Origin of the sequence: Pseudomonas sp. V98_8 (assembly GCF_029967975.1) — a bacterium.
GTDB classification, from domain to species: domain Bacteria; phylum Pseudomonadota; class Gammaproteobacteria; order Pseudomonadales; family Pseudomonadaceae; genus Aquipseudomonas; species Aquipseudomonas umsongensis.
This window is the reverse complement of record NZ_JASCAE010000003.1, coordinates 36,854-53,896: the sequence shown is the minus strand read 5'-3', so window position 1 is coordinate 53,896 and position 17,043 is coordinate 36,854. Positions and strand designations below refer to the sequence as shown.

At 58.9% G+C, this 17,043-nt stretch carries 26 protein-coding genes; 1 reads left to right on the top strand and 25 read right to left on the bottom strand.

The genetic code is table 11. The annotated features are described in order from the left end of the window. Positions 1-60 precede the first annotated feature (60 nt). From QLG10_RS03255 to QLG10_RS03135, 25 genes are all read right to left on the bottom strand, one after another. Positions 61-531 (bottom strand): phage tail assembly chaperone family protein, TAC, encoded by a 471-nt coding sequence (locus QLG10_RS03255; protein ID WP_282485504.1) that lies wholly within the window; start codon positions 529-531, stop codon positions 61-63. Positions 532-539: 8 nt separating this feature from the next. Beyond that, positions 540-1,034 carry a phage tail tube protein gene (locus tag QLG10_RS03250; protein WP_282485503.1) on the bottom strand — a complete coding sequence of 165 codons (495 nt, stop codon included), beginning with the start codon at positions 1,032-1,034 and terminating at the stop codon, positions 540-542. 62 nt (positions 1,035-1,096) lie between these two features. After that, a complete protein-coding gene (locus QLG10_RS03245) occupies positions 1,097-1,465 on the bottom strand; it encodes a DUF3168 domain-containing protein (protein WP_282485502.1) in 369 nt (122 codons plus the stop codon). Beyond that, positions 1,465-1,950, bottom strand: coding sequence for an HK97-gp10 family putative phage morphogenesis protein (locus QLG10_RS03240; RefSeq protein ID WP_282485501.1), 486 nt, complete (start codon positions 1,948-1,950; stop codon positions 1,465-1,467). Before QLG10_RS03240 ends, QLG10_RS03245 begins: the two co-directional genes overlap by 1 nt. Further along, a complete protein-coding gene (locus QLG10_RS03235; protein ID WP_282485500.1) occupies positions 1,943-2,281 on the bottom strand; it encodes a phage head closure protein in 339 nt (112 codons plus the stop codon). The genes QLG10_RS03240 and QLG10_RS03235 overlap by 8 nt, the downstream gene beginning before the upstream one ends. Beyond that, entirely contained in the window at positions 2,281-2,757 is a 477-nt protein-coding gene (locus QLG10_RS03230) for a head-tail connector protein (protein WP_282485499.1), read from the bottom strand. Before QLG10_RS03230 ends, QLG10_RS03235 begins: the two co-directional genes overlap by 1 nt. A 6-nt stretch (positions 2,758-2,763) precedes the next feature. Then, the gene (locus tag QLG10_RS03225) at positions 2,764-3,015 is read right to left on the bottom strand and encodes a hypothetical protein (protein ID WP_282485498.1); all 252 of its coding nucleotides are present in this window, start codon (positions 3,013-3,015) and stop codon (positions 2,764-2,766) included. Between the two features lie 44 nt (positions 3,016-3,059). After that, a complete protein-coding gene (locus QLG10_RS03220) occupies positions 3,060-4,268 on the bottom strand; it encodes a phage major capsid protein (protein ID WP_282485497.1) in 1,209 nt (402 codons plus the stop codon). A 12-nt stretch (positions 4,269-4,280) separates the two neighbouring features. Next, positions 4,281-5,153, bottom strand: a complete 873-nt coding sequence (locus QLG10_RS03215; RefSeq protein ID WP_282485496.1) for a head maturation protease, ClpP-related — start codon at positions 5,151-5,153, stop codon at positions 4,281-4,283. 3 nt (positions 5,154-5,156) lie between these two features. Then, positions 5,157-6,455, bottom strand: a complete 1,299-nt coding sequence (locus QLG10_RS03210; protein WP_282485495.1) for a phage portal protein — start codon at positions 6,453-6,455, stop codon at positions 5,157-5,159. After that, complete coding sequence (locus tag QLG10_RS03205; RefSeq protein ID WP_282485494.1) at positions 6,455-8,179, bottom strand: terminase large subunit; 1,725 nt, start codon at positions 8,177-8,179, stop codon at positions 6,455-6,457. Before QLG10_RS03205 ends, QLG10_RS03210 begins: the two co-directional genes overlap by 1 nt. Continuing rightward, positions 8,180-8,665, bottom strand: coding sequence for a phage terminase small subunit P27 family (locus tag QLG10_RS03200; protein WP_282485493.1), 486 nt, complete (start codon positions 8,663-8,665; stop codon positions 8,180-8,182). It lies immediately after the preceding gene. 159 nt (positions 8,666-8,824) lie between these two features. Beyond that, positions 8,825-9,199, bottom strand: coding sequence for an HNH endonuclease (locus QLG10_RS03195; RefSeq protein WP_282485492.1), 375 nt, complete (start codon positions 9,197-9,199; stop codon positions 8,825-8,827). Continuing rightward, positions 9,190-9,369, bottom strand: a complete 180-nt coding sequence (locus tag QLG10_RS03190) for a hypothetical protein (RefSeq protein ID WP_282485491.1) — start codon at positions 9,367-9,369, stop codon at positions 9,190-9,192. The genes QLG10_RS03195 and QLG10_RS03190 overlap by 10 nt, the downstream gene beginning before the upstream one ends. A 69-nt stretch (positions 9,370-9,438) precedes the next feature. Next, positions 9,439-9,633, bottom strand: coding sequence for a hypothetical protein (locus QLG10_RS03185; protein WP_282485490.1), 195 nt, complete (start codon positions 9,631-9,633; stop codon positions 9,439-9,441). A 3-nt stretch (positions 9,634-9,636) separates the two neighbouring features. Further along, positions 9,637-9,966, bottom strand: coding sequence for a phage holin, lambda family (locus tag QLG10_RS03180; protein ID WP_282485489.1), 330 nt, complete (start codon positions 9,964-9,966; stop codon positions 9,637-9,639). A gap of 431 nt (positions 9,967-10,397) precedes the next feature. Beyond that, positions 10,398-10,961, bottom strand: coding sequence for a hypothetical protein (locus QLG10_RS03175; protein WP_282485488.1), 564 nt, complete (start codon positions 10,959-10,961; stop codon positions 10,398-10,400). A gap of 3 nt (positions 10,962-10,964) precedes the next feature. Further along, entirely contained in the window at positions 10,965-11,114 is a 150-nt protein-coding gene (locus tag QLG10_RS03170) for a hypothetical protein (protein ID WP_282485487.1), read from the bottom strand. Positions 11,115-11,281: 167 nt separating this feature from the next. Further along, positions 11,282-12,562: a site-specific integrase gene (locus tag QLG10_RS03165; RefSeq protein WP_282485486.1), complete on the bottom strand. Its 1,281-nt coding sequence runs from the start codon at positions 12,560-12,562 to the stop codon at positions 11,282-11,284. After that, positions 12,559-12,990 (bottom strand): VRR-NUC domain-containing protein, encoded by a 432-nt coding sequence (locus QLG10_RS03160; RefSeq protein WP_282485485.1) that lies wholly within the window; start codon positions 12,988-12,990, stop codon positions 12,559-12,561. Before QLG10_RS03160 ends, QLG10_RS03165 begins: the two co-directional genes overlap by 4 nt. A gap of 112 nt (positions 12,991-13,102) precedes the next feature. Beyond that, positions 13,103-13,306, bottom strand: coding sequence for a hypothetical protein (locus QLG10_RS03155; RefSeq protein WP_282485484.1), 204 nt, complete (start codon positions 13,304-13,306; stop codon positions 13,103-13,105). After that, entirely contained in the window at positions 13,299-13,982 is a 684-nt protein-coding gene (locus QLG10_RS03150) for a replication protein P (protein WP_282485483.1), read from the bottom strand. The genes QLG10_RS03155 and QLG10_RS03150 overlap by 8 nt, the downstream gene beginning before the upstream one ends. Beyond that, a complete protein-coding gene (locus QLG10_RS03145; protein ID WP_282485482.1) occupies positions 13,979-14,731 on the bottom strand; it encodes a DnaT-like ssDNA-binding domain-containing protein in 753 nt (250 codons plus the stop codon). The genes QLG10_RS03150 and QLG10_RS03145 overlap by 4 nt, the downstream gene beginning before the upstream one ends. Then, positions 14,731-15,435, bottom strand: a complete 705-nt coding sequence (locus tag QLG10_RS03140; protein ID WP_282485481.1) for a phage antirepressor KilAC domain-containing protein — start codon at positions 15,433-15,435, stop codon at positions 14,731-14,733. Before QLG10_RS03140 ends, QLG10_RS03145 begins: the two co-directional genes overlap by 1 nt. Before the next feature lie 385 nt (positions 15,436-15,820). Next, on the bottom strand, positions 15,821-16,081 hold the full coding sequence (locus QLG10_RS03135; RefSeq protein ID WP_282485480.1) for a hypothetical protein: 261 nt from the start codon (positions 16,079-16,081) through the stop codon (positions 15,821-15,823). Between the two features lie 112 nt (positions 16,082-16,193). Here QLG10_RS03135 and QLG10_RS03130 point away from each other — a divergent pair, with 112 nt between their 5' ends. Continuing rightward, positions 16,194-17,042, top strand: a complete 849-nt coding sequence (locus QLG10_RS03130) for a S24 family peptidase (RefSeq protein WP_282485621.1) — start codon at positions 16,194-16,196, stop codon at positions 17,040-17,042. Position 17,043 lies beyond the last annotated feature (1 nt).

Below are 17,043 nucleotides of genomic sequence, written 5' to 3'. Positions count from 1 at the left end.
CGACATGCAGAGAGCCGCGTCGCTCCCGAAATCTCACCCAGGACCGAAACTCGCGCAGCGTCAGGTTTTCCTTGGCTTGCGCGATCGTGGTGCCGCCGACACCTGAGAGGACGAGTTCGTGCCAGAGCTCTTCGAGGTCGGTGAGCTCGTCGTCTTTCCCAGGTCGTTCACCTCCTGAATCGCGAGCAGCAGTGCCACCGACAGCCTGCCGTCAAGGGAACCCAGGCGCTTGGTGCTTTCCGGATCCTTCTCAAGCTCGACCGGATCAAGGGGGCCATGAGTAATGTCCATCGGGCTGGAGAACACGGGGTTGCCACTCTCGTCGCAGATCGACGCAGCGATCTTGCCGGCAATGCTGTCCTGCTTGCCGTTGAAGGACAGCACATCACTCACCGCCGTCTGGTAGCCCATTGGACGTACAAAGACGGTAGCGGTGAAATCGCGACTGCCCTGACGCCACTTGATTTCCTTTTCAACTGGGCGCCCTGTGAAGGATCCGGCACCCTTCAACGCTTCAAGTGTCAATTTCATGGATTACCTCAGGCGCTTGTTTTAGGGATCCAGGCGGAGCCGCCAGATCGTTGGACGGTAACGGCAGAGGTCACTACCGCGTTGCCGGCAAAGTCGAATGGGAAGTCCGAGACGAATCCCTGGAAGACGAACCAGGTACGAGACTCCGGCAGTTCGAAGCCATCGCCTGCAGTGTTCAATGTTGGAGCGGCAGTACCGTCCGACCAGCCGACTGCCCAGTCCACGCTGGTATCACCCTCAGCTTCAGACAATTGATGCAGTCGGATATGGCTCGCATTTTTGGGGTCTGCGTTGAGCGTGATGGACGCCTGACCCGGGGTGCGCAAACCCTTCTTGTAACTGCGCACCGTATCCTCAAGACAGGTGTCTTCAATCTGGTCCGCCGGCGCACCACCCGGGTTGAATGCGGTAGCGCATTCGATGGCGAGCACGGTCTTTGGGCCGGTACCGGAAAGAGGTGGCACGAGTGCGTAAATCTTGGTTCCTTGGGAAAGGATCGACATGGCGTTCTCCAAATGTCGGTCATAAAAAACCCGCACATGGCGGGCTTGGGGTGGGGATTGATCTATCTGGGTACAAGCCAGTCGACGTCGAAGCTCGACCGGTAAAGCTTTGTTGCGGCATCTTTGGTCTCACCGCCCCAGCGGACCACGTTGGCTTTCAGCTCAATGGCGTGGGCTATGGCATCGGTAACTGACCGGGCAGAAGTTGCGGTGACGGCATACACGTCCACCTGCAACGTGAAACCGTCGATGTCAGGGCGCCCGGCCAGGTAGTTCTCCGGGCTGCCCGTGATCAGTTGCCATACTGCATAAGGCTTAGCCACTCCCTCTGGCGCCTCGCCGAAGGGGTACAGCCGGTGAGGCGTGACCCCAAGCACCGCTTGGACGGCGGCATCAGCGGCGCACACGGCGAAGATTGGTGCTGCTGGCATCAGCTACTCCTTGAAGCCTTCGCTGCACGCTTGATCGCACGATCGATGGCTTTCTCGTATTCGGTGACGAATGTGTTGGTTGCTTCGCTGATGTTGTCCGCCAGCGCCTTACGTATGAACGGTTGAGCAGCCATGTTGGCGGTACCGAACTCGAAAAGACGCCAGTGCGGCGTAGGCGAATTGGCCGCTGTTTCGCCACCATTTTTCAGCACGGCACCGTACAGCACGCCAATTCTAAAACCGAGATCGCCGCTCGACTTGAACAACCGACCATTCCAGCGGAGTGCAATGTTGTCCGCGATGGAGCGCCCAGTCTCGGTATCGTCAATTCGCCGCGCGCCTTTCCTGGCCTTTTCAGCGACAACCTGGGCAGCCTTACGCAAAGCCGAACGCCCACCCTTGCGCTTTACGTCATAGCTGACGGCTTCGAGTTTGCCGAGCAACGAGTCCAGGCCGGCGATACTGAACTCCACACCATCAGCCATCATTTACTCCCTTCGCCACCAGGATGGTGAGGTACTCAAGGCCCGACACCGGATCGGGCATCGGCTGACCCTGGATGTTGTAAACGTCGCCACGGTGCAGAATGCGCATCGTTGGCAGCACCCCGGCGCGGTAGCGAATCACAATGCGTCCTGACGCTTCGGACTGGCCCGCCTGGGCTGCGATCAGATCGCGTGCGCTTAGTGGCTCAACCGCAGCAGGAACCGCCTCCCACACCGGCACCCAACCGGGAAGCATTTCGCCAGTTCCCGGATCCTGAATCATCCCGGGCTGTTGGAATGTGATGCGCTGTCGAAGTCGCCCGGCCCGCATCAGACACCCATCCGGATGCGGTATGGCATCAGCAGGGATTTGGAAGCCAGAGGCAATTCAGTCGCGATGGTCCCGGTCACCACCTCTTCACGATTCGCAAACAGGTGACCCAGTTTCAGCAGACACGCTGCCGTGATTGCCGCGTTGATTACAATCCCGTACTCGTCCATGTCGATGGATTCGAAACTGTCAGCGAGCGACTGTCTTGCCCGCTCGCGCAGTCGACAGCGGAATTCGTGGTTCTCAGGTAAATCAGCTACCGCTTTGGCCGCGGCGTAAACATCGCGTGCCGCACGGGTGCGTTGGATTATTTGGGATTTGGCGGCATCCATAGCGGCCTGATCAACAAAAAACCGGCGCTGCAGGAACTGCTGGCCGGCCTCTTCGGCAGCATCGAGCTGAGCCTGGACAAGCACCTGGTCTTCCGGCTCCGCCAGCAAATGCTTCATCGCCAGTTCAATGTCGATCACACTCATGCTCAGTCAGCCCTTTTTATTATCGGTGGCCTTTGCCTTGGGGGCAGACTTTGGATCGGCCACGCTGGTGGAGGTCATAGGTGTTGGTTCGGTTTCCGAATCAGTCAGATCCACCACCGCCTCATCCTTGCCTTCGTCCAGCTCGGCATAACCTTTCTGAAGCAGCTGCCGCCCGTGCTGTTCCCCGGTTAGAAACGAGGTGCCTTCGACCAGAGTTTTACCGCCGAGGTACAGCGGCTTGAGGGTCTTCAATTTCATGTCGGCCTCCGAAGAGGAGCCGCCGCTCGGGCGGCCCCTCTATATCAAGGGGTTGGAGTGGCAAAGGTGCCGTAGATGAAGGCTTCCGGACGCTTGACCGCCAGCGCAAGACGTTCCTCGCAACGAATCGAGATCATGTTCTTCTCGAAGTCATCGGCGTTCTCGGTGGAGATCACCACGTTGGCATCCTCGCGATCGAAGATCTGGGCGCCGGTTTGGAAAGCACCAGTCAAGAACTTGCCGAGGAACGCCGCCAGTTCCGTGGCCACAACCGGCAGACCCCAAAGTGTAGGTCCGGCGAGGCTCAGCGGATTACCGATGATGTAGCGACCCAGGGTGTCCTTGGTCAGTTCGATCTTCGCCCAGTCGGTGAAGTGGAGCACGTGCCCGCTGGCTGGCAAGCGTGCCAATTGAGACTGGAGCATGGCCAGGCGCAGCTGGTCGATCTGGGTCATCGCATCGGGCTCGAAGGCTGCCGAGTAAGCTTCGGCCTGCGGCACGATCCCGTGCAGGTGCACACCAGTGCCGTCGCCGAACAGGATCTCCGACTCTTCGGCGTATTTCAGGCCGTAGCGCATTTCGGCGTCGATGGTCGACTGCAGCTGAGCGAAGTCATCCAGGATCTGCTTCGAAGCCTTGAACATGTGCGCGATGGTAGTCACCGGGGTGATCTTGGTATCGAACGCGATGTCGCTGTACGGCTTGGCGGTGTTTTCCGCAACCACGCGGGCCGCGTTGGTGAAGCCGGTCTGCTGCACCCAGAAGATCGCCGGCGAGGAGGTGCGACCAGGTGCGATCAGATCACGGATGAACAGGCGCTGTTTCGGCATTACGTCGATGCCTGGCAGACGCTGAGGCTCGACTACGCCCTCGGCAACGCCGGTGCTCAGCAACGCAGCGTTCACCGGGACGCTGACGCGACGGTTACCCTGGATGCTTTTGGCAAACTCGGCCAGGGCCTCACTCTTGATGACGGTACCGCCTAGTGTTTCGCGGGGACCCGCGGCAGCCTGAGTGGGGATGCGCGCAAACTCCTGTTCCAGTTCGCCGAGCTGGGCTTTCAGTTGCTTCTCGGCCTCGGTCAGGCTGTTGAACTTCAGTGCCATCTCGTCGACAGCGGCCTTTGTTTCAGCGGACAGGGTACCGGCCTTTTTTGCCTCGCCGAGGGCGGATTCGGCTTTCGCGCTGAATTCGCTGGAAGCCTTTTCCAGTTCGGCGCTCATTTTCGCAAGCAGTTGGGCTTGTTCAGACATGACTCTTTTCCTCTATTTGGACGCGGCTGCCGAGAACCGAGCGAGTGCTCGTTCCATGTCGGCTATTGGTTCGGCCAGACTGGCCAGGGTGTCGGCAGCGTTTTGCGTACCGGAGTCGGCAGCGCAAGGCGTACCCGACTTGATTTCTTGAATGAGGGATCGCCGCTCACTGCGGGGCATACCCTGCTTAGCGAGCAGTAAATCGAGTTTCCGGGCTGCCACCAGAGCCGCTTGGGCCTTGCCACCCTCCTTGATCGAATCAGACTCGAGCAGCGAATCGGCGAAACCCTGTTCAACCGCGGCTGAACCTCCGATCCACGTCTCAGCATCCATGAGGGCCTGCATGGCCTTGAGGTCGCCACCGGTGCGCGCTGAGTAGATATCGCCCATCGCAGCATCGAACGGCTCCATCATGTCAGCCACTTTGCGGAACTGATGGCGGTTGCCAGCGGCGATCGTCCAGCCGTTATGAATCATCAGGAAGCCAGAGCGCGCTACCTGAAGGTCATCAGCGGCCATGGCGATAATCGAAGCAGCTGAGGCGGCCAGGCCCAGCACCTTCACGGTCACATGCCCCTTGTACTCGCGGAGGATGTTGTAAATTGCAAGCCCCTCGAACATGTCGCCACCAGGGGAATTCATGTTCACGGTGACGTCCGCGCCGTCCATGCTGCGCAGCGCGGCGGAGATCCGCTTGGCGGTAACGCCCTCCCCTGACCATGGATCAAAGCCGATCGCATCGAGCATGGATATGGTGTTCTTGGCATCCGCATCGGCAGCCTGGATGGTTGAATTCCACCGCTCCATTGCCTGAGGCATCAGATCGAAGGAAACGCCCGCACACGGGCGACCCACCGGCGCTGCCGGAAGGCTACGAATTGTCATGGGTCAGTCTCCAGAGCTGCCGGGGGATCGGCCTTTATCGGTTGGGGTGAGCCAGTCGGACAGCGCGGCTCTCACTCGCTCGCCGCTATCTGCGCCCTGGCCGAGCTGCTCGATCGGCAACAGGTTCGATTGCACGGTGTAAACGTCCCCACCGGGGATCGGTGGAAGATTTTCCAGGCGCCGAACTTCGTTGCGGCTCATCCACCCGTTCTGCAGGCAGATGTTGTAATAGCTGGCTCGACCTTGGCTGTCGGCACGCAGTAGGCCCTCGACAGCGAACTCCGCAAAATAGCGGTCATCGCGGTCCAGCAGGCAACGCCCAATCTCCTGCTCAATGTTCTCGAGCAGAGGCCGTAGACAGTTGGTGAGGAACTGAAGGTTCTGGCCTTCGACGCTCGATGCCCAACTGCTCTGCTTGTCCATGTGGCCTACCATGAACGGCGGCACCCGGAACCAGCGACAGACCTCTTCGATGCCGTAGGCTCGGGATTCCAGCATCTGTGCGGCCTCAGGGTTCATGGTGATGCCTTGGTACTTGAGGCCCGCCTCGGCCACCATGATCTTGCCAGCGTTCTTTGAGCCCATGAATGCCTGAAGGCTCGCTCGAAGCTGCTCGCGCTGCTCCGGCTTGAGGGCGGTGTCGCTACTCAATATCCCTGAAGCCTGCATGCCCTGGGCAAACACCTTAGCGGCGGCTTCTTCAGCGGAAATGGCGGCACCCATGATCTCTTTGCCAGTGGACACCGGCAGCATCCCGCAAACTCCATCCAGGCCGAAGCCGCGGATATGCATCAGGTCCGCCTCGGGGATAACCCTTGGCTTACCATCCAGCGTGTATTTGTACTCCAGGCGGCCTGTGTCCAGACGCTTGACGGTCACCAGTTGGGGCAGAAGTGGATTTAGTGCGATGATCCGGTTACCAACCCGCTTCTTCTCGACGAATGCATTACCGCGTAGGCAGATACTTGCCACCACCATCAGCATGAAACGACCAGGCGTCATCTCTGCGTTTGGGCGTTTCGTGAGAATGTCGTACAGCGGGTGGCTGGTAGCCGCCGTGCGGCCGCCATCGGCGCCTCGCTCGTATAGGCGGAGCGGCAGGGTCGAAACAGTTTCGGAGAGCAAGCGAACGCAGGACCAAACCGCAGACAGCTGCAGGGCCTTGTCCACCGTGACCACCTGGCCGCTCGCAGAAGTCCCGAACCACTCCTGCCAGAACGCCTTGTCATTCAGGCCCACGGGCACGCCGAGCCAGCTCTGCAGGGCCGACCTGACCCGCCCAGGCTTCTTTTCGCGCGCCATTAAATGCCTACCATGATTGGGTTTTCGTAGAAGCCGCTCGTATCAGGCTCACCAGCATTCGCCAGCACCCTACCTACGGCCATAATCAGCGCTACCGCGCCATCGATTTTGTTGTCGTCGCCCTGCTTTATCGGCCGGACCACATCGTCGTTGCCCGGCAGAAACTTCCCGATTACGTTGCCGATACACCAGGTCATGATCGGGTTGCCGTCATGATGGAACCGGCCAGCCGTGATGGCGGCTTCGAGCTCCTTCATGGCGTCCGACATGTTCGTGTAGTTCTGGGTGATCGTGATCGGGTTGAAGCCTTCGTCGTCGAGGTCGTGGCTCAGGCCAGTAGCACCATGGGGGTCGATGGGCGACTCCCGTAGCGGCGCATGGCGGTTGGCTTCCTTCGTGTCCTCGAGGATCTCGCGGTAATCGATCTCGGCGCCGTCGGTTACGTCCAGGTGTTTGGAGTTGATCCATGCCTGGAAGCGTTCGGACATGCGCTTGTTGTCGGTGTTGTACGCGGTGTCATAAGGCACCCAGAACTTGGGACCAACGCTGTAATAGTGGGTCTTGCCATCGATAACCCTCCAGAACAAACGAGCCCTGGAGTTCATATCGAGCTTCCGCGCCAAGTCGAACCCCGCATTCCATTCCTGGCCGGCGAACTGCTCCAGCGTAAGCGTCGTGTCCTCGCACTCTCGCCAGCTCTCCATGTTGAAAAAGCCGGACTTGGCACTCACCCACAGGTTCAAGTGCTTGGTCTTGAACGTGTTGGTGAACCGCGCCGAGCGAATCGCCCGGGCCTGCTGGCTTTCCAGATATTCCTGAAACACCGACACGCCGTGGTTCGGATTGGCCTTGGCCAGCATCTTCGGATCGGTCCAGTCGTCGCCCTCGTCCAGCGTCCAGATGAAGCCAAACAGCTCGTCGTCGGGCACCGTGCCTTCCAGCATCTCAATGACCTGGCGGCGTTTGTCGTAGCACGGGCCCTCAATATCTGCGCCGGCGGTGGTGATGATGAACATCAGCGGCTGCCGACGGGCGCCCATGCCGGTGAGCATGGTGTCGTACTGGGCCGAAGTGCGGTGCTCGTGGTATTCGTCCACGATCGCGCAGCTGGGTGACGCGCCGTCGCCAGGGTCGCCGATCAGCGGCTCAAAGCGGCTGAAGTCGGATGGGATGTTCATGTTCGAGGCGTTGACCTCGATGCCCGCAGCCTGGATCAGCATGGGAGACTTGCTCACCATCAGCTTGGCCGGCCGGAAAACCTCCCATGCCTGCTTCTCAGTGGTAGCGCCGGAGTAGACTTCGGCACCGAACTCGCCATCAGCCACGAACATGCTGATGCCGACGCCGGCCGCGATCACCGACTTGCCGTTTTTGCGCGGCACCTCCCAGTAGCTTTCACGAAACCGGCGGTGTCCGCCCTTCTTCTTGACCCAGCCAAAGGTGACGGCCATGCCGAAGAGCTGCCAGGGTTCCAGGCTGATCAGCTGACGCTTGAACGCCCATTCGCCTTTGGTGTGCGGCAAGAGCTGGATCAGCTTCAGCTTTTTCTCGGCCTTGGGCGGATCGAACTTGTAGCGGTAACCGCGCTTGCGGCTGGCGGCCACATCGTCGAAGTGCCGTTGGATGGCCTGATGAATGTAGCGGCAGGCTGGAACCTTCCCGCGGAGCACGGACCTTCCCCACGCCATCGCCTTGTCGACGTTGGGGTGCAGAGCTTTGGTCATTTATGTGCTCAGTAGTTGGGCAAATTCGTTGGTGACTTTCTCCTTGTTGCCGCCTATCAACCTGGTGCGGCTGGCCGGATCAAGGCCGAGCATTGAACCGAAGGTCACCATCTGCCGCATGGTTTCGTTGGCAGCGGTCAATGCAGGATTCTTCATCGGGCCGCCGGTGGCCCCAGCGACCACGATGCCGTTAGAGCGCACCGACTCTTGAGCCATGCGCCAGTTGTCATAGGCAACGCAGAAGGCTTCGACGTTATGTAGGTCGGTGATCGCGACCACGTTTTCGCGCAGCAGCTCCGGCACGACCATGTTCCACATGGTGGCCGCGCGCTCGCTAAGCCACTCGGGCGGATCGATTTCAGTGATCTTGGAAAACTGGGGCTCGGCCTTGTTGAGGGCGCGCTTGCCCGGGTTCCCGGCCAACTCTTTCTTGGCCGTCGGCTTGGGTTTGCGACCACGGCCGGCGACCGTGGCGGTGCCTCCCATCGCGCAACTCCTGGATTTTTAATTTCGCGGGTGTGAAAAAACGATTGAGGGCGCGGTCTAGAAAAAATATCCCCCAGACTTTCGACCCTCCCCCTCCCCACGAGCGCGATTCGCTCTCATTTGGTCGGATTTCACTGTTTTTTCGGGGTTTTTCTGCTTTCAGCGTCTCGCATTGCCGAATCCGCCGTCGTCGGCGGCCGTTTTGGCCGAGTGACACGGCCCGCACAGGCTCTGCCAGTTGGTCTTGTCCCAGAACAGGACCATGTCACCTTTGTGTGGGGTGACGTGGTCGACATCGGTGGCCACGACGACCAACCCGCGAGCCGAGCAGTGACAGCAGAGCGGATGCTTGGCCAGCCAGCCCGCCCTCGCCTGCTGCCATTTGTAGTTGTAGTGGCGCTTCGTGCTGCTTTCCCGTGGCTTTGCCCTGGCTGCGCTCTTCAGCAGGTGCACGTGGGCATCACAGTAGCGAGGGTTGCGGGTCAGCACGTTGCAGCCTTGGGCGTTGCACGGCTTCTGCGGTCTCAGCGGCATGGCGTGCCATCCATGTACGTGAGGGGCTGGGCATCAGAGTCTTCAGGCTCGCCCTCGGCCATCGCCTGGATCAGCAGGCTCTGTTGCTCTGCCATCCGCTCGAGGATCGCTGTCTGCTTCTTCTGTTCTCTCAGTATCTCGGCGAGATAGGAGATCGCTTGCCCGCTCATATGCCACTGCACTCCACTTCTTGATCCATTCACGCCGGGCCGCGCATCCAGTGCACGCCATCACCAGCGCTACTTGGCCAGCTTCGGCTGCAGCACGACCCGGGCAATCATCACCAGGAGGCCGAGCACGCCATATGCAATTGGCGGCAACACTGCCTGAAGTGATGGCATCAGTTGCTCAGCCACACCAAGGGCGGCGATTGCACCACCAGCCTGAACGCTGGTCATGCTCAGCGCTTGTTTCCAGTTGTCGATCAGTTGCATGGGTCACTCCTGCCGCTTGGGCAATTTGAAGTCGGTGAAGCGATCAGCCAAGGCGGCAACCTTCTTCACGCCGAGGGTGCCGATACAGGCGCCGACGGCAGCTGCAAGGCTCGATGGGAGGTTGAAGTATTCGAGCAGGGGGAAGGCCCCGGCTGTAATCGCACCACACAGGCAGGACTCAAGCAGGGCCTGTCGCCGCCCCCCTCCTCCGTAGATAACGCGCAGAAAGGCAATCCAGCACGATAGCGTTGCGGCATAGAACATCGGGGAGTGTTGGGTGAGCCAGGCCATGACGATGAGCCAGGTGTCTGGTTTGTCGGGCATGTTTGGCATCCAGATTCCTCCCTTTCGGGGAGCGAAATAGATTCGGTTCCAGCAGTACACCCAACACGTGTCGATGAGTATCGTGGATCCGAAAACGAAAAAGCCCCGGCAAATGCCAGGGCTTTGAATATCTTGTTGAGTTAGATTTGGAGTTGTGTTGCCAGGTCGTGATCTAAGTAAGGCAAGCGTCGCAAATGTAGTCACCATCACGGTAGGTAGTTGCAGGACGTCCGCAGTTACCGCAACGCTCGTCCTCCGAGTAGTGCAACTCATCACAAGCTTCGCACTGGCAATCATCTGGATGACTAGAAATGTCCATTCGTATCTCTGAATTCTTATTATAAAAAAACCCGGCTCAACGGCCGGGCTTCTGATGTCGTCTCTCATAACGCGCAAGATAGACATGATGGGGTTAATTTACGGCCATTCGGCCATCATGGTCAAGCGGCGTCTACGAAGATTTCCTCCAGATCGAAAACCTCGGTGGCTCGGATCACAGCAGCCTCTTCCAACTGCTCCAGGCGCTTGTGTATGCCACCACGCCAGTTACGGCGGGTACGTTCTGGTGAGCCGGCCACATCCCAGGTATTCATGTCGTAAAACTCGGCGGGCAGCACGATCATGTCGGTGGAACGCTTGCCGGCCTGGACCCCCTTCAGCTTCGGGATGGCCCAGGCAGTGAGTGCCTTATAAACGAACAGCTCCGGCGCCGGGGAAACCATGCGAGACACCAAGCGACCAATAGCGCCCACCTTGTTGGCTTTGTGCGTCGAATACTTGGCGACCAGCACGTCCCACTGAGCTGACTCGAGCTCACGGTGCAGGAGCGCATATAGGCAGCAGTCATAATCGAACTTGTCGCGCACTGAGAGCGAACTGCCGGTACCGCCCGAGCGAAGATCAGCGTCGATCAGCTTCTGCCACGACTGCTTGGTGCTGTTGTCGATGTTGTCGGCGGCCAGTACGCGAACCAACGTGCTCATCACATCCTTATAGATGCCCATGTCTCAATCCCCTTTAAACGACGAGCCGCCTGGCCCGCGACGATTTGGTTGCTGATATTCATCAACGATGCAGCGTGCTGGGTTGTTGCCGACCAACTGGCTGCGCTCCCGACGAACCATCCTGCCCAACTGAACCACCAGGTCTTCGATCAACAGCGGCTCCTGGGTCTGGGCATGAACGAAGCCAGAAGAGTGACAACCGATGCAGTCGAGTTCGTGAAACACCCCTTTGATGACCCCGTTCCCGGCACAGGACGGGCACTCGGTGAGCGGTATCAAACTGCGCACAAGGGCGGGGCCGTGAGTCCTTTTGTCCATTTTTAAACCTCGCCTATGGTTGATTCTTGAATGGCCTCGCAGGCCTTGTGTTCTGCGGCTTCCAGCGCGTTACCGGAATCTCCGAATCTAAAGCCGGTCAATCCGTGAATCAGGGCTAAACCCTTCTGGTCTAGATGCGCGTGCCACTGCTCCAGGGCATCACGTTTACGCCCCATCACGTCCGACTGGATGTACACCTTCACGTTGTGACCCATGGCGTGGTTAATCAGCAGCTCACCGATCAGGTGGTCGATGCCGAGGTCTGCCCAACCGGTACGGGCCACTTTGCGCAGGTCATGACTGGTCCACTCGCCCTGCCCCAACCGAGCGAACACGGCGCTGGCCTGGCCTTCGCTCAGGGCCTTGCCGTTGCGCGCCGGGAACAGGAACTGGCCGTCGTAGCCCTTGGCGTACTGGCCTTCGCGGTAACTGACGAGCAGCGCGCAAACTTGCTCGGTCAATGGCAAGTGATGCTCAACACCCGTCTTGGTGTGCTCGGCCGGAATGAACCACTCGCGCTCAGCCAGGCTGATGTGCGACCAGCGTGCCTGCCGGGTTTCGCCGATGCGCGTGCCGTGGCAGAGCATCATCAAGGCGAGCATGGCATCGAGTGGTGCAGCCTCCATAACCGCGGCCAACTGCTCCAGCAGACCCGACAGTTGCACCCCACGCAGGCGCGACGGCTTGATCCCGACCTTGGCTTTCGAGAAGTCGTTGAACTTGATGGTCGCCATCGGGTTAGCCGAGATCAGCCCCAGCTTGAACGCCTGCCGGAAGGCCAGGGCCAGCAACTGAAACACCGAGCGCACGTAGTCGATGGAAATACTTTCCTGCAGCGGCCACATGAGCTGGCTGTCGAGTGTTGCCTTGTCGACGCCGGTCAGGGGCAGATCGCCCAGGCGGGGCATCAGGTGGCATTTGATGGCAGAGGCGCCGGTCTTCTTGCGCTTGCTCGAGAGATTGCGGTCGCGAGACATGCGCTCGGCGTACCAGGTCAGCAGTTCGCCAACAGTGACCCACTTCGACAGGTTCGCCCCGGTACCGGCCTCCAGGCGAAGACGGATAGCCGGCAGCGCCGCGACCACCTGCTTGGTGTTGAGATCCGGGTAGGCGCCGATTCGCTTCCACTCGCCCTTCAACACCAGGTACCAAGACGCACGTTCGCGAGCCCGGGTGAAGCGCAGGTACAGGCCGCGATTCTCGATGTCGCGCAGATCACGCACGTCGCCGGCAGCCTGCCGTTTGATTTCGGCATCGCTGATCTTCACGGCAGCACTGGTCATGCGGCCACCACGGTAGGAGCCATGCGGAGGTAGGCGCGGATCTGCTCCACCGTGTCGAAGTGCCCGCGGCACACTACCGCCAGATAACCCTGGTCATTGAGCTTGCGAATGCGTTCATGCTGGCTGGACGAAATCGCGGCGTCGTTAGGCGGTGTCGCCTTGAATTCGATGTACAGGCCGAAGAAGCCCCCGCGAGCCATCGGCAGGACCAGATCGGGGATGCCGGCTTTTACGCCCTGGGCCTTCAACTTCGCAGCTACCGCCTTGACGCGATGGCCGCCATTCGGGACGTGATAGATAAGATCAGCGACCTCCGGCATGCGGGCACGAAGCTCAGCCATCAACGCCGCTTGCTCCATTCCCTCACGGTCGACTGGCTTGGCGCGCACCGACTTCTGCTTGAACTGCTTCATGGCGACAGGCGTCATTCGCGATTACCCCGCGAAATGCGGGCACGGCGTTCGAGACGGCGGATGCCCCACCAAAGGCCCGCGGCGACAGCCGTCAGGAAAGCGATGTACAGATGAAGCAGGATGTCGTTCATGCCTTCTCTCCAGTGGTGATGTCGATTACTTCGAAAGTGTTCGGCCACATCAGGCCGCCGAACTTCTCGGCAGCAGAGCGATGCTCGAACAGCGCTACAGCGCGATCTGGTTTATCGGTGAGATCCAACTTGTAGGCGCAGCAGTGCACGGCATACCGGTACTCGGCCGGGTCGGTGGGTGCGAGATACGGGTTAGGCACGGGCACCTCCCAGTTTCGCGCGCAGCTGAGCAAGAGCTCCCTGGCCAACTTCTGGCGTCACCCTTCCTGCTGCACGGGCAGGTAGAGCCTTGGGCATCTCCTGGAGTGGCAAGCCGGCAAGCAATCGTCGGATGGTGATCGTGTAGTTGCGTTCGAACAGCTTCAAGCTGAGCGGGGTATCGAGCTTATTCAGGCTTTCGAATCCGCATTCCTTCGCGGTGTGCCACACCGCATCATGCGACCACTTGCCCTGGCCAGCCATGCCCGGGTGAGCATTGCGACAGGCCTCGCGGTGCGCCGCAGCGAGCGGTGGCAGACCAAGCATTTCGGGGGTTGGCTTGCACCATTCGATGAACTGGCCAGGGCTTGGAATGAAGTCACCGGGCTGTTTACGAACCTGCGTCATGCCAAAGTCGATCTGACCCTGAGTGCAGATGCCTTCCTCGAGAAATGCTTGAAACCATTGGCGCTTAGAAGCCTGGTAGGTTTCTTTGTCGGGCCATGCCTGGCGCCACGCCGAGCGAATGGAGCGCAGCTCCTTGAACAACTCGTTGATGGCTGTCACCAACGTGCTATGGGCTCCATTCGCCACCGGAGGTACATCGCCCGCCGCGATGAACTCACCGGATTGGGCTTTCGCCCATAGGTCTTGAGCAATCACAGAGACGGTCTTCATGAGTTAACCCCGTTCTGCCATTCGGTGTCGTCATCATCAAAGTCTGACGCAGGCGCCTGCTTCGGCTTGAATTGCTTCACATTCGAAGCGGCAGCAGCCCGGGCCTTGTCGTTGTTCACCCACTTGACCAGCATGCCCACCCATTCAGCCTGGGTGTTGACCTGGTGCTGAGGCTCGTAGTGACCAGTGAATGCGACGCGGACTTGCTCAGTGAACAGGTCAAGGGACAAACCGCGGTGCAAGGCGTAGGTTTTCAGCAGCGTTTGATCCGGTACCCAGTCGAGGGTCATTTCGCTGGGCATGCGAGGGTCGACGGCCTCCTGCGCAGAGAGAGGTTCTTTATTCTTCTCTAAATCTTCTTTAGGTAACGCACCGCTAACGTTCGCAGCGTTACTTTTACCGTTACTCGCCTTGTGATTCGCAACGCGTTTTGCCGTGAGAAGCCTGTTTTTAGCGGTCTTCCCGTTGTGCCGCTCGAAATGCGGAAGACTGATCACACCCTCGACCTCGATCATCCAGGCGACCGACTTCATGTGTTCGCAGAAGCCGATAACGCCGACGAGACGATCAAGTAACTTTTTGCTAACGCTCGGAGCGTTACCGTTTTCGGTTTGTTGGTCGAACCATCCCCACACGCGCATCAATTTGCCGACAACAGCGTCGGGGTCGATATCGGCCAAGTCCGCAATCTGGCAAACCTCAGGCTTGTCCAGGGTGGTGAGTTCGAATTTGATCCAGTCGCCGGCCATTACGCGGCCTCCTGCAGAAGTTCAGCGAGGCGGGTTAGGCCTTTCGGGGTGACCATAGGGTCGAAGGCAGCTCGCTCGATTCCGGCTTCAGGATCCGGCTTGAGGGCTGTAACTTTGTGGGTCATGTGACCTGAGGTGATGCGCGGCTGATAGGCAACCCAGCGCTTGCACCCGTGGCGCCGGAAGATCCAGCGGTGCTGCTCCAGCCAAGCGAACAGGCGCGCCGGAGCCATACTGAGCAGCTTGGCTGCGTCAGTGATGCAGATCGCGCCACCGGCTGCAGCGAGCCTGTTGATGGCGGTGACCTTCGGGGCCTGCATTGATATGACAAGTTGAAGCTCGCCGTTCTTGTCTGCGAGATCTGCGGCAAGTCGGAGGGCTTCTGGGAGAGATTGAGGGATCGAGACAGCCTGTCGCGACATGTTTTCAAGCTCGCCTAAACGTGTCACGACACGATGACGAAGTGGGATGCTGTAACCGGTCAACAGGGTTTCAGTCAGGACGCGATCAAGGTGGAATTCAGCGGTGTAGTCACGCCCGTCCTTCACTTCCTGGAGATGGCGCAGATCTGCGCCATCATCCGACAGCGCCTTGCGCATCACGCGGATGTCACGAATAACGTCCTTGTGCTGCTTTCCAGTGAGATTGGCGATCTCACGGCTCGACATGGTGACCGTATTGCTTGGAGCGACGATCGTGTTCATAATGGCCCCTCAGTGTTTTGCGTTTTGAAAGAGCCGGGTTGCAGCCCGGCTTTTTTGTGCCTGCGATTCAGGGGATTACTTTTCCGCAGACGCGACCAATCCCGCCGACTGAGCTACTGCCCTCAGCGTTCAATGTCCCCATGCGTCCTGTTGTGTTGCCGTCCATTTCCCTTCTCCTAATGTTCTTCCTGGTAGGTCTTTTCTACTGGATGAATCAACAGCTATTCAGGTGCACTACCTAGATTTCCCGCCAAATTCGATACTGTCGTCCATGGGCCTTCAGGCTATTTCTCTACGTTCCGAAGGTCTTCCTTGAGTAAATCGAGGTGGTGCTGCATGGCTTCCAATCGCTCCAGCGTGTTTTCGGTGGTAGGCACAGCCCCCGCTATGCCGCAGACTTTTTTGGGTGGGCTTCGGCAGCGCGAAGCACCTTGTGGGCGAGCTCAATAAGGTCAGGCCGCAAACCAGCGATAGTGATCTCGCCGTCAGAGGCGTCTTGAAGACGCTCAGCAAGTTCGGCAGATGCTTTCCGATGACCGCCAGCAAGCTGCCAGAGATGTCCGACGGTGGTCTTCGCTGCTTCGGCTACTAGCTGACGTCGGTCGGCTGTTGCGCTGGCGAGCCAATCTCGCAAGTGGTCATTCATAGGGGTTCTCCTAATACGTAGGAGAAATTTAGCTTAGGGCTAATATCAGAGCAAGGAATATTTAGCTGTGAGCACATTTAGCATTGAGCTAAAGAATGGCATTCTTGCTCGCATGGATATCTACGCGATTCGCAAACGCCAATTGATCAATTTGATCGGCGATCAAAAAAAAGGCGCCTGTGCCGAGCGATGGGGGATGGCGCCTGCGCACTTGAGCCAAATCCTTTCGGAAAAGACCGCCAAGAATTTGGGCGATGACGTAGCTCGTCGGATTGAGGTGGTTGAGAAGCTTCCCAGGGGGTGGTTTGACTCTCTACCGACCGACGATGAGTCGGTCGGGCCTGGTTCGAAAGAGATCATCACAGCGCCGGCCGCAGAATCAAATTCATCGGCCGCAGACCAAGTAAAACGAATGCTTGGAAAAGTGAAGGGGCTTTCGATTGAGGCACGGGATCGAATTGTCGCCGCTGCCGAAGAACCTGACGATGGGTTGCCCAATCAACTCTCGGTGAGCATCGCAAGCCTACGCCCGACCAATGACGAGATCGTCATCCCTCAGTACGACATTCGAGCTGCCATGGGCCATGGCCAGGTTCCACCGGACTATACGGAGGTTGTTCGAAATCTGGTGGTACGCGAGGAAATCCTGCGCGAAAAAGGCATCACATATACGTCCAAGACATCTCTGGGGATGATCAATGGATGGGGCCAGAGCATGGAAGGCACCATTAATGACAAGGATTTGGTCATTGTCGATAAAGGAGTGCGGGATTTCATCGGAGAAGGAATCTACGTTTTGACCTGGCATAACGATCTTTATATCAAGCGGGTCATGCGCCTCGACGAAGAACATTACCGGCTTATCTCTGACAATCCGCACTATGAAAACCAGACAGCCCGGATCGATGACGTAACCATTCACGCGAAGGTGTTGCTGATCTGGAACGCCAGAAAAGCCTAAC

Excerpts from the sequence above, each read along its gene's own strand:
- QLG10_RS03255 (WP_282485504.1), bottom strand. The coding sequence starts at position 531 with ATGAAATTGACACTTGAAGCGTTGAAGGGTGCCGGATCCTTCACAGGG.
- QLG10_RS03250 (WP_282485503.1), bottom strand. The coding sequence starts at position 1,034 with ATGTCGATCCTTTCCCAAGGAACCAAGATTTACGCACTCGTGCCACCT.
- QLG10_RS03245 (WP_282485502.1), bottom strand. The coding sequence starts at position 1,465 with ATGCCAGCAGCACCAATCTTCGCCGTGTGCGCCGCTGATGCCGCCGTC.
- QLG10_RS03240 (WP_282485501.1), bottom strand. The coding sequence starts at position 1,950 with ATGGCTGATGGTGTGGAGTTCAGTATCGCCGGCCTGGACTCGTTGCTC.
- QLG10_RS03235 (WP_282485500.1), bottom strand. The coding sequence starts at position 2,281 with ATGCGGGCCGGGCGACTTCGACAGCGCATCACATTCCAACAGCCCGGG.
- QLG10_RS03230 (WP_282485499.1), bottom strand. The coding sequence starts at position 2,757 with ATGAGTGTGATCGACATTGAACTGGCGATGAAGCATTTGCTGGCGGAG.
- QLG10_RS03225 (WP_282485498.1), bottom strand. The coding sequence starts at position 3,015 with ATGAAATTGAAGACCCTCAAGCCGCTGTACCTCGGCGGTAAAACTCTG.
- QLG10_RS03220 (WP_282485497.1), bottom strand. The coding sequence starts at position 4,268 with ATGTCTGAACAAGCCCAACTGCTTGCGAAAATGAGCGCCGAACTGGAA.
- QLG10_RS03215 (WP_282485496.1), bottom strand. The coding sequence starts at position 5,153 with ATGACAATTCGTAGCCTTCCGGCAGCGCCGGTGGGTCGCCCGTGTGCG.
- QLG10_RS03210 (WP_282485495.1), bottom strand. The coding sequence starts at position 6,455 with ATGGCGCGCGAAAAGAAGCCTGGGCGGGTCAGGTCGGCCCTGCAGAGC.
- QLG10_RS03205 (WP_282485494.1), bottom strand. The coding sequence starts at position 8,179 with ATGACCAAAGCTCTGCACCCCAACGTCGACAAGGCGATGGCGTGGGGA.
- QLG10_RS03200 (WP_282485493.1), bottom strand. The coding sequence starts at position 8,665 with ATGGGAGGCACCGCCACGGTCGCCGGCCGTGGTCGCAAACCCAAGCCG.
- QLG10_RS03195 (WP_282485492.1), bottom strand. The coding sequence starts at position 9,199 with ATGCCGCTGAGACCGCAGAAGCCGTGCAACGCCCAAGGCTGCAACGTG.
- QLG10_RS03190 (WP_282485491.1), bottom strand. The coding sequence starts at position 9,369 with ATGAGCGGGCAAGCGATCTCCTATCTCGCCGAGATACTGAGAGAACAG.
- QLG10_RS03185 (WP_282485490.1), bottom strand. The coding sequence starts at position 9,633 with ATGCAACTGATCGACAACTGGAAACAAGCGCTGAGCATGACCAGCGTT.
- QLG10_RS03180 (WP_282485489.1), bottom strand. The coding sequence starts at position 9,966 with ATGCCAAACATGCCCGACAAACCAGACACCTGGCTCATCGTCATGGCC.
- QLG10_RS03175 (WP_282485488.1), bottom strand. The coding sequence starts at position 10,961 with ATGGGCATCTATAAGGATGTGATGAGCACGTTGGTTCGCGTACTGGCC.
- QLG10_RS03165 (WP_282485486.1), bottom strand. The coding sequence starts at position 12,562 with ATGACCAGTGCTGCCGTGAAGATCAGCGATGCCGAAATCAAACGGCAG.
- QLG10_RS03160 (WP_282485485.1), bottom strand. The coding sequence starts at position 12,990 with ATGACGCCTGTCGCCATGAAGCAGTTCAAGCAGAAGTCGGTGCGCGCC.
- QLG10_RS03150 (WP_282485483.1), bottom strand. The coding sequence starts at position 13,982 with ATGAAGACCGTCTCTGTGATTGCTCAAGACCTATGGGCGAAAGCCCAA.
- QLG10_RS03145 (WP_282485482.1), bottom strand. The coding sequence starts at position 14,731 with ATGGCCGGCGACTGGATCAAATTCGAACTCACCACCCTGGACAAGCCT.
- QLG10_RS03140 (WP_282485481.1), bottom strand. The coding sequence starts at position 15,435 with ATGAACACGATCGTCGCTCCAAGCAATACGGTCACCATGTCGAGCCGT.
- QLG10_RS03135 (WP_282485480.1), bottom strand. The coding sequence starts at position 16,081 with ATGAATGACCACTTGCGAGATTGGCTCGCCAGCGCAACAGCCGACCGA.
- QLG10_RS03130 (WP_282485621.1), top strand. The coding sequence starts at position 16,194 with ATGGATATCTACGCGATTCGCAAACGCCAATTGATCAATTTGATCGGC.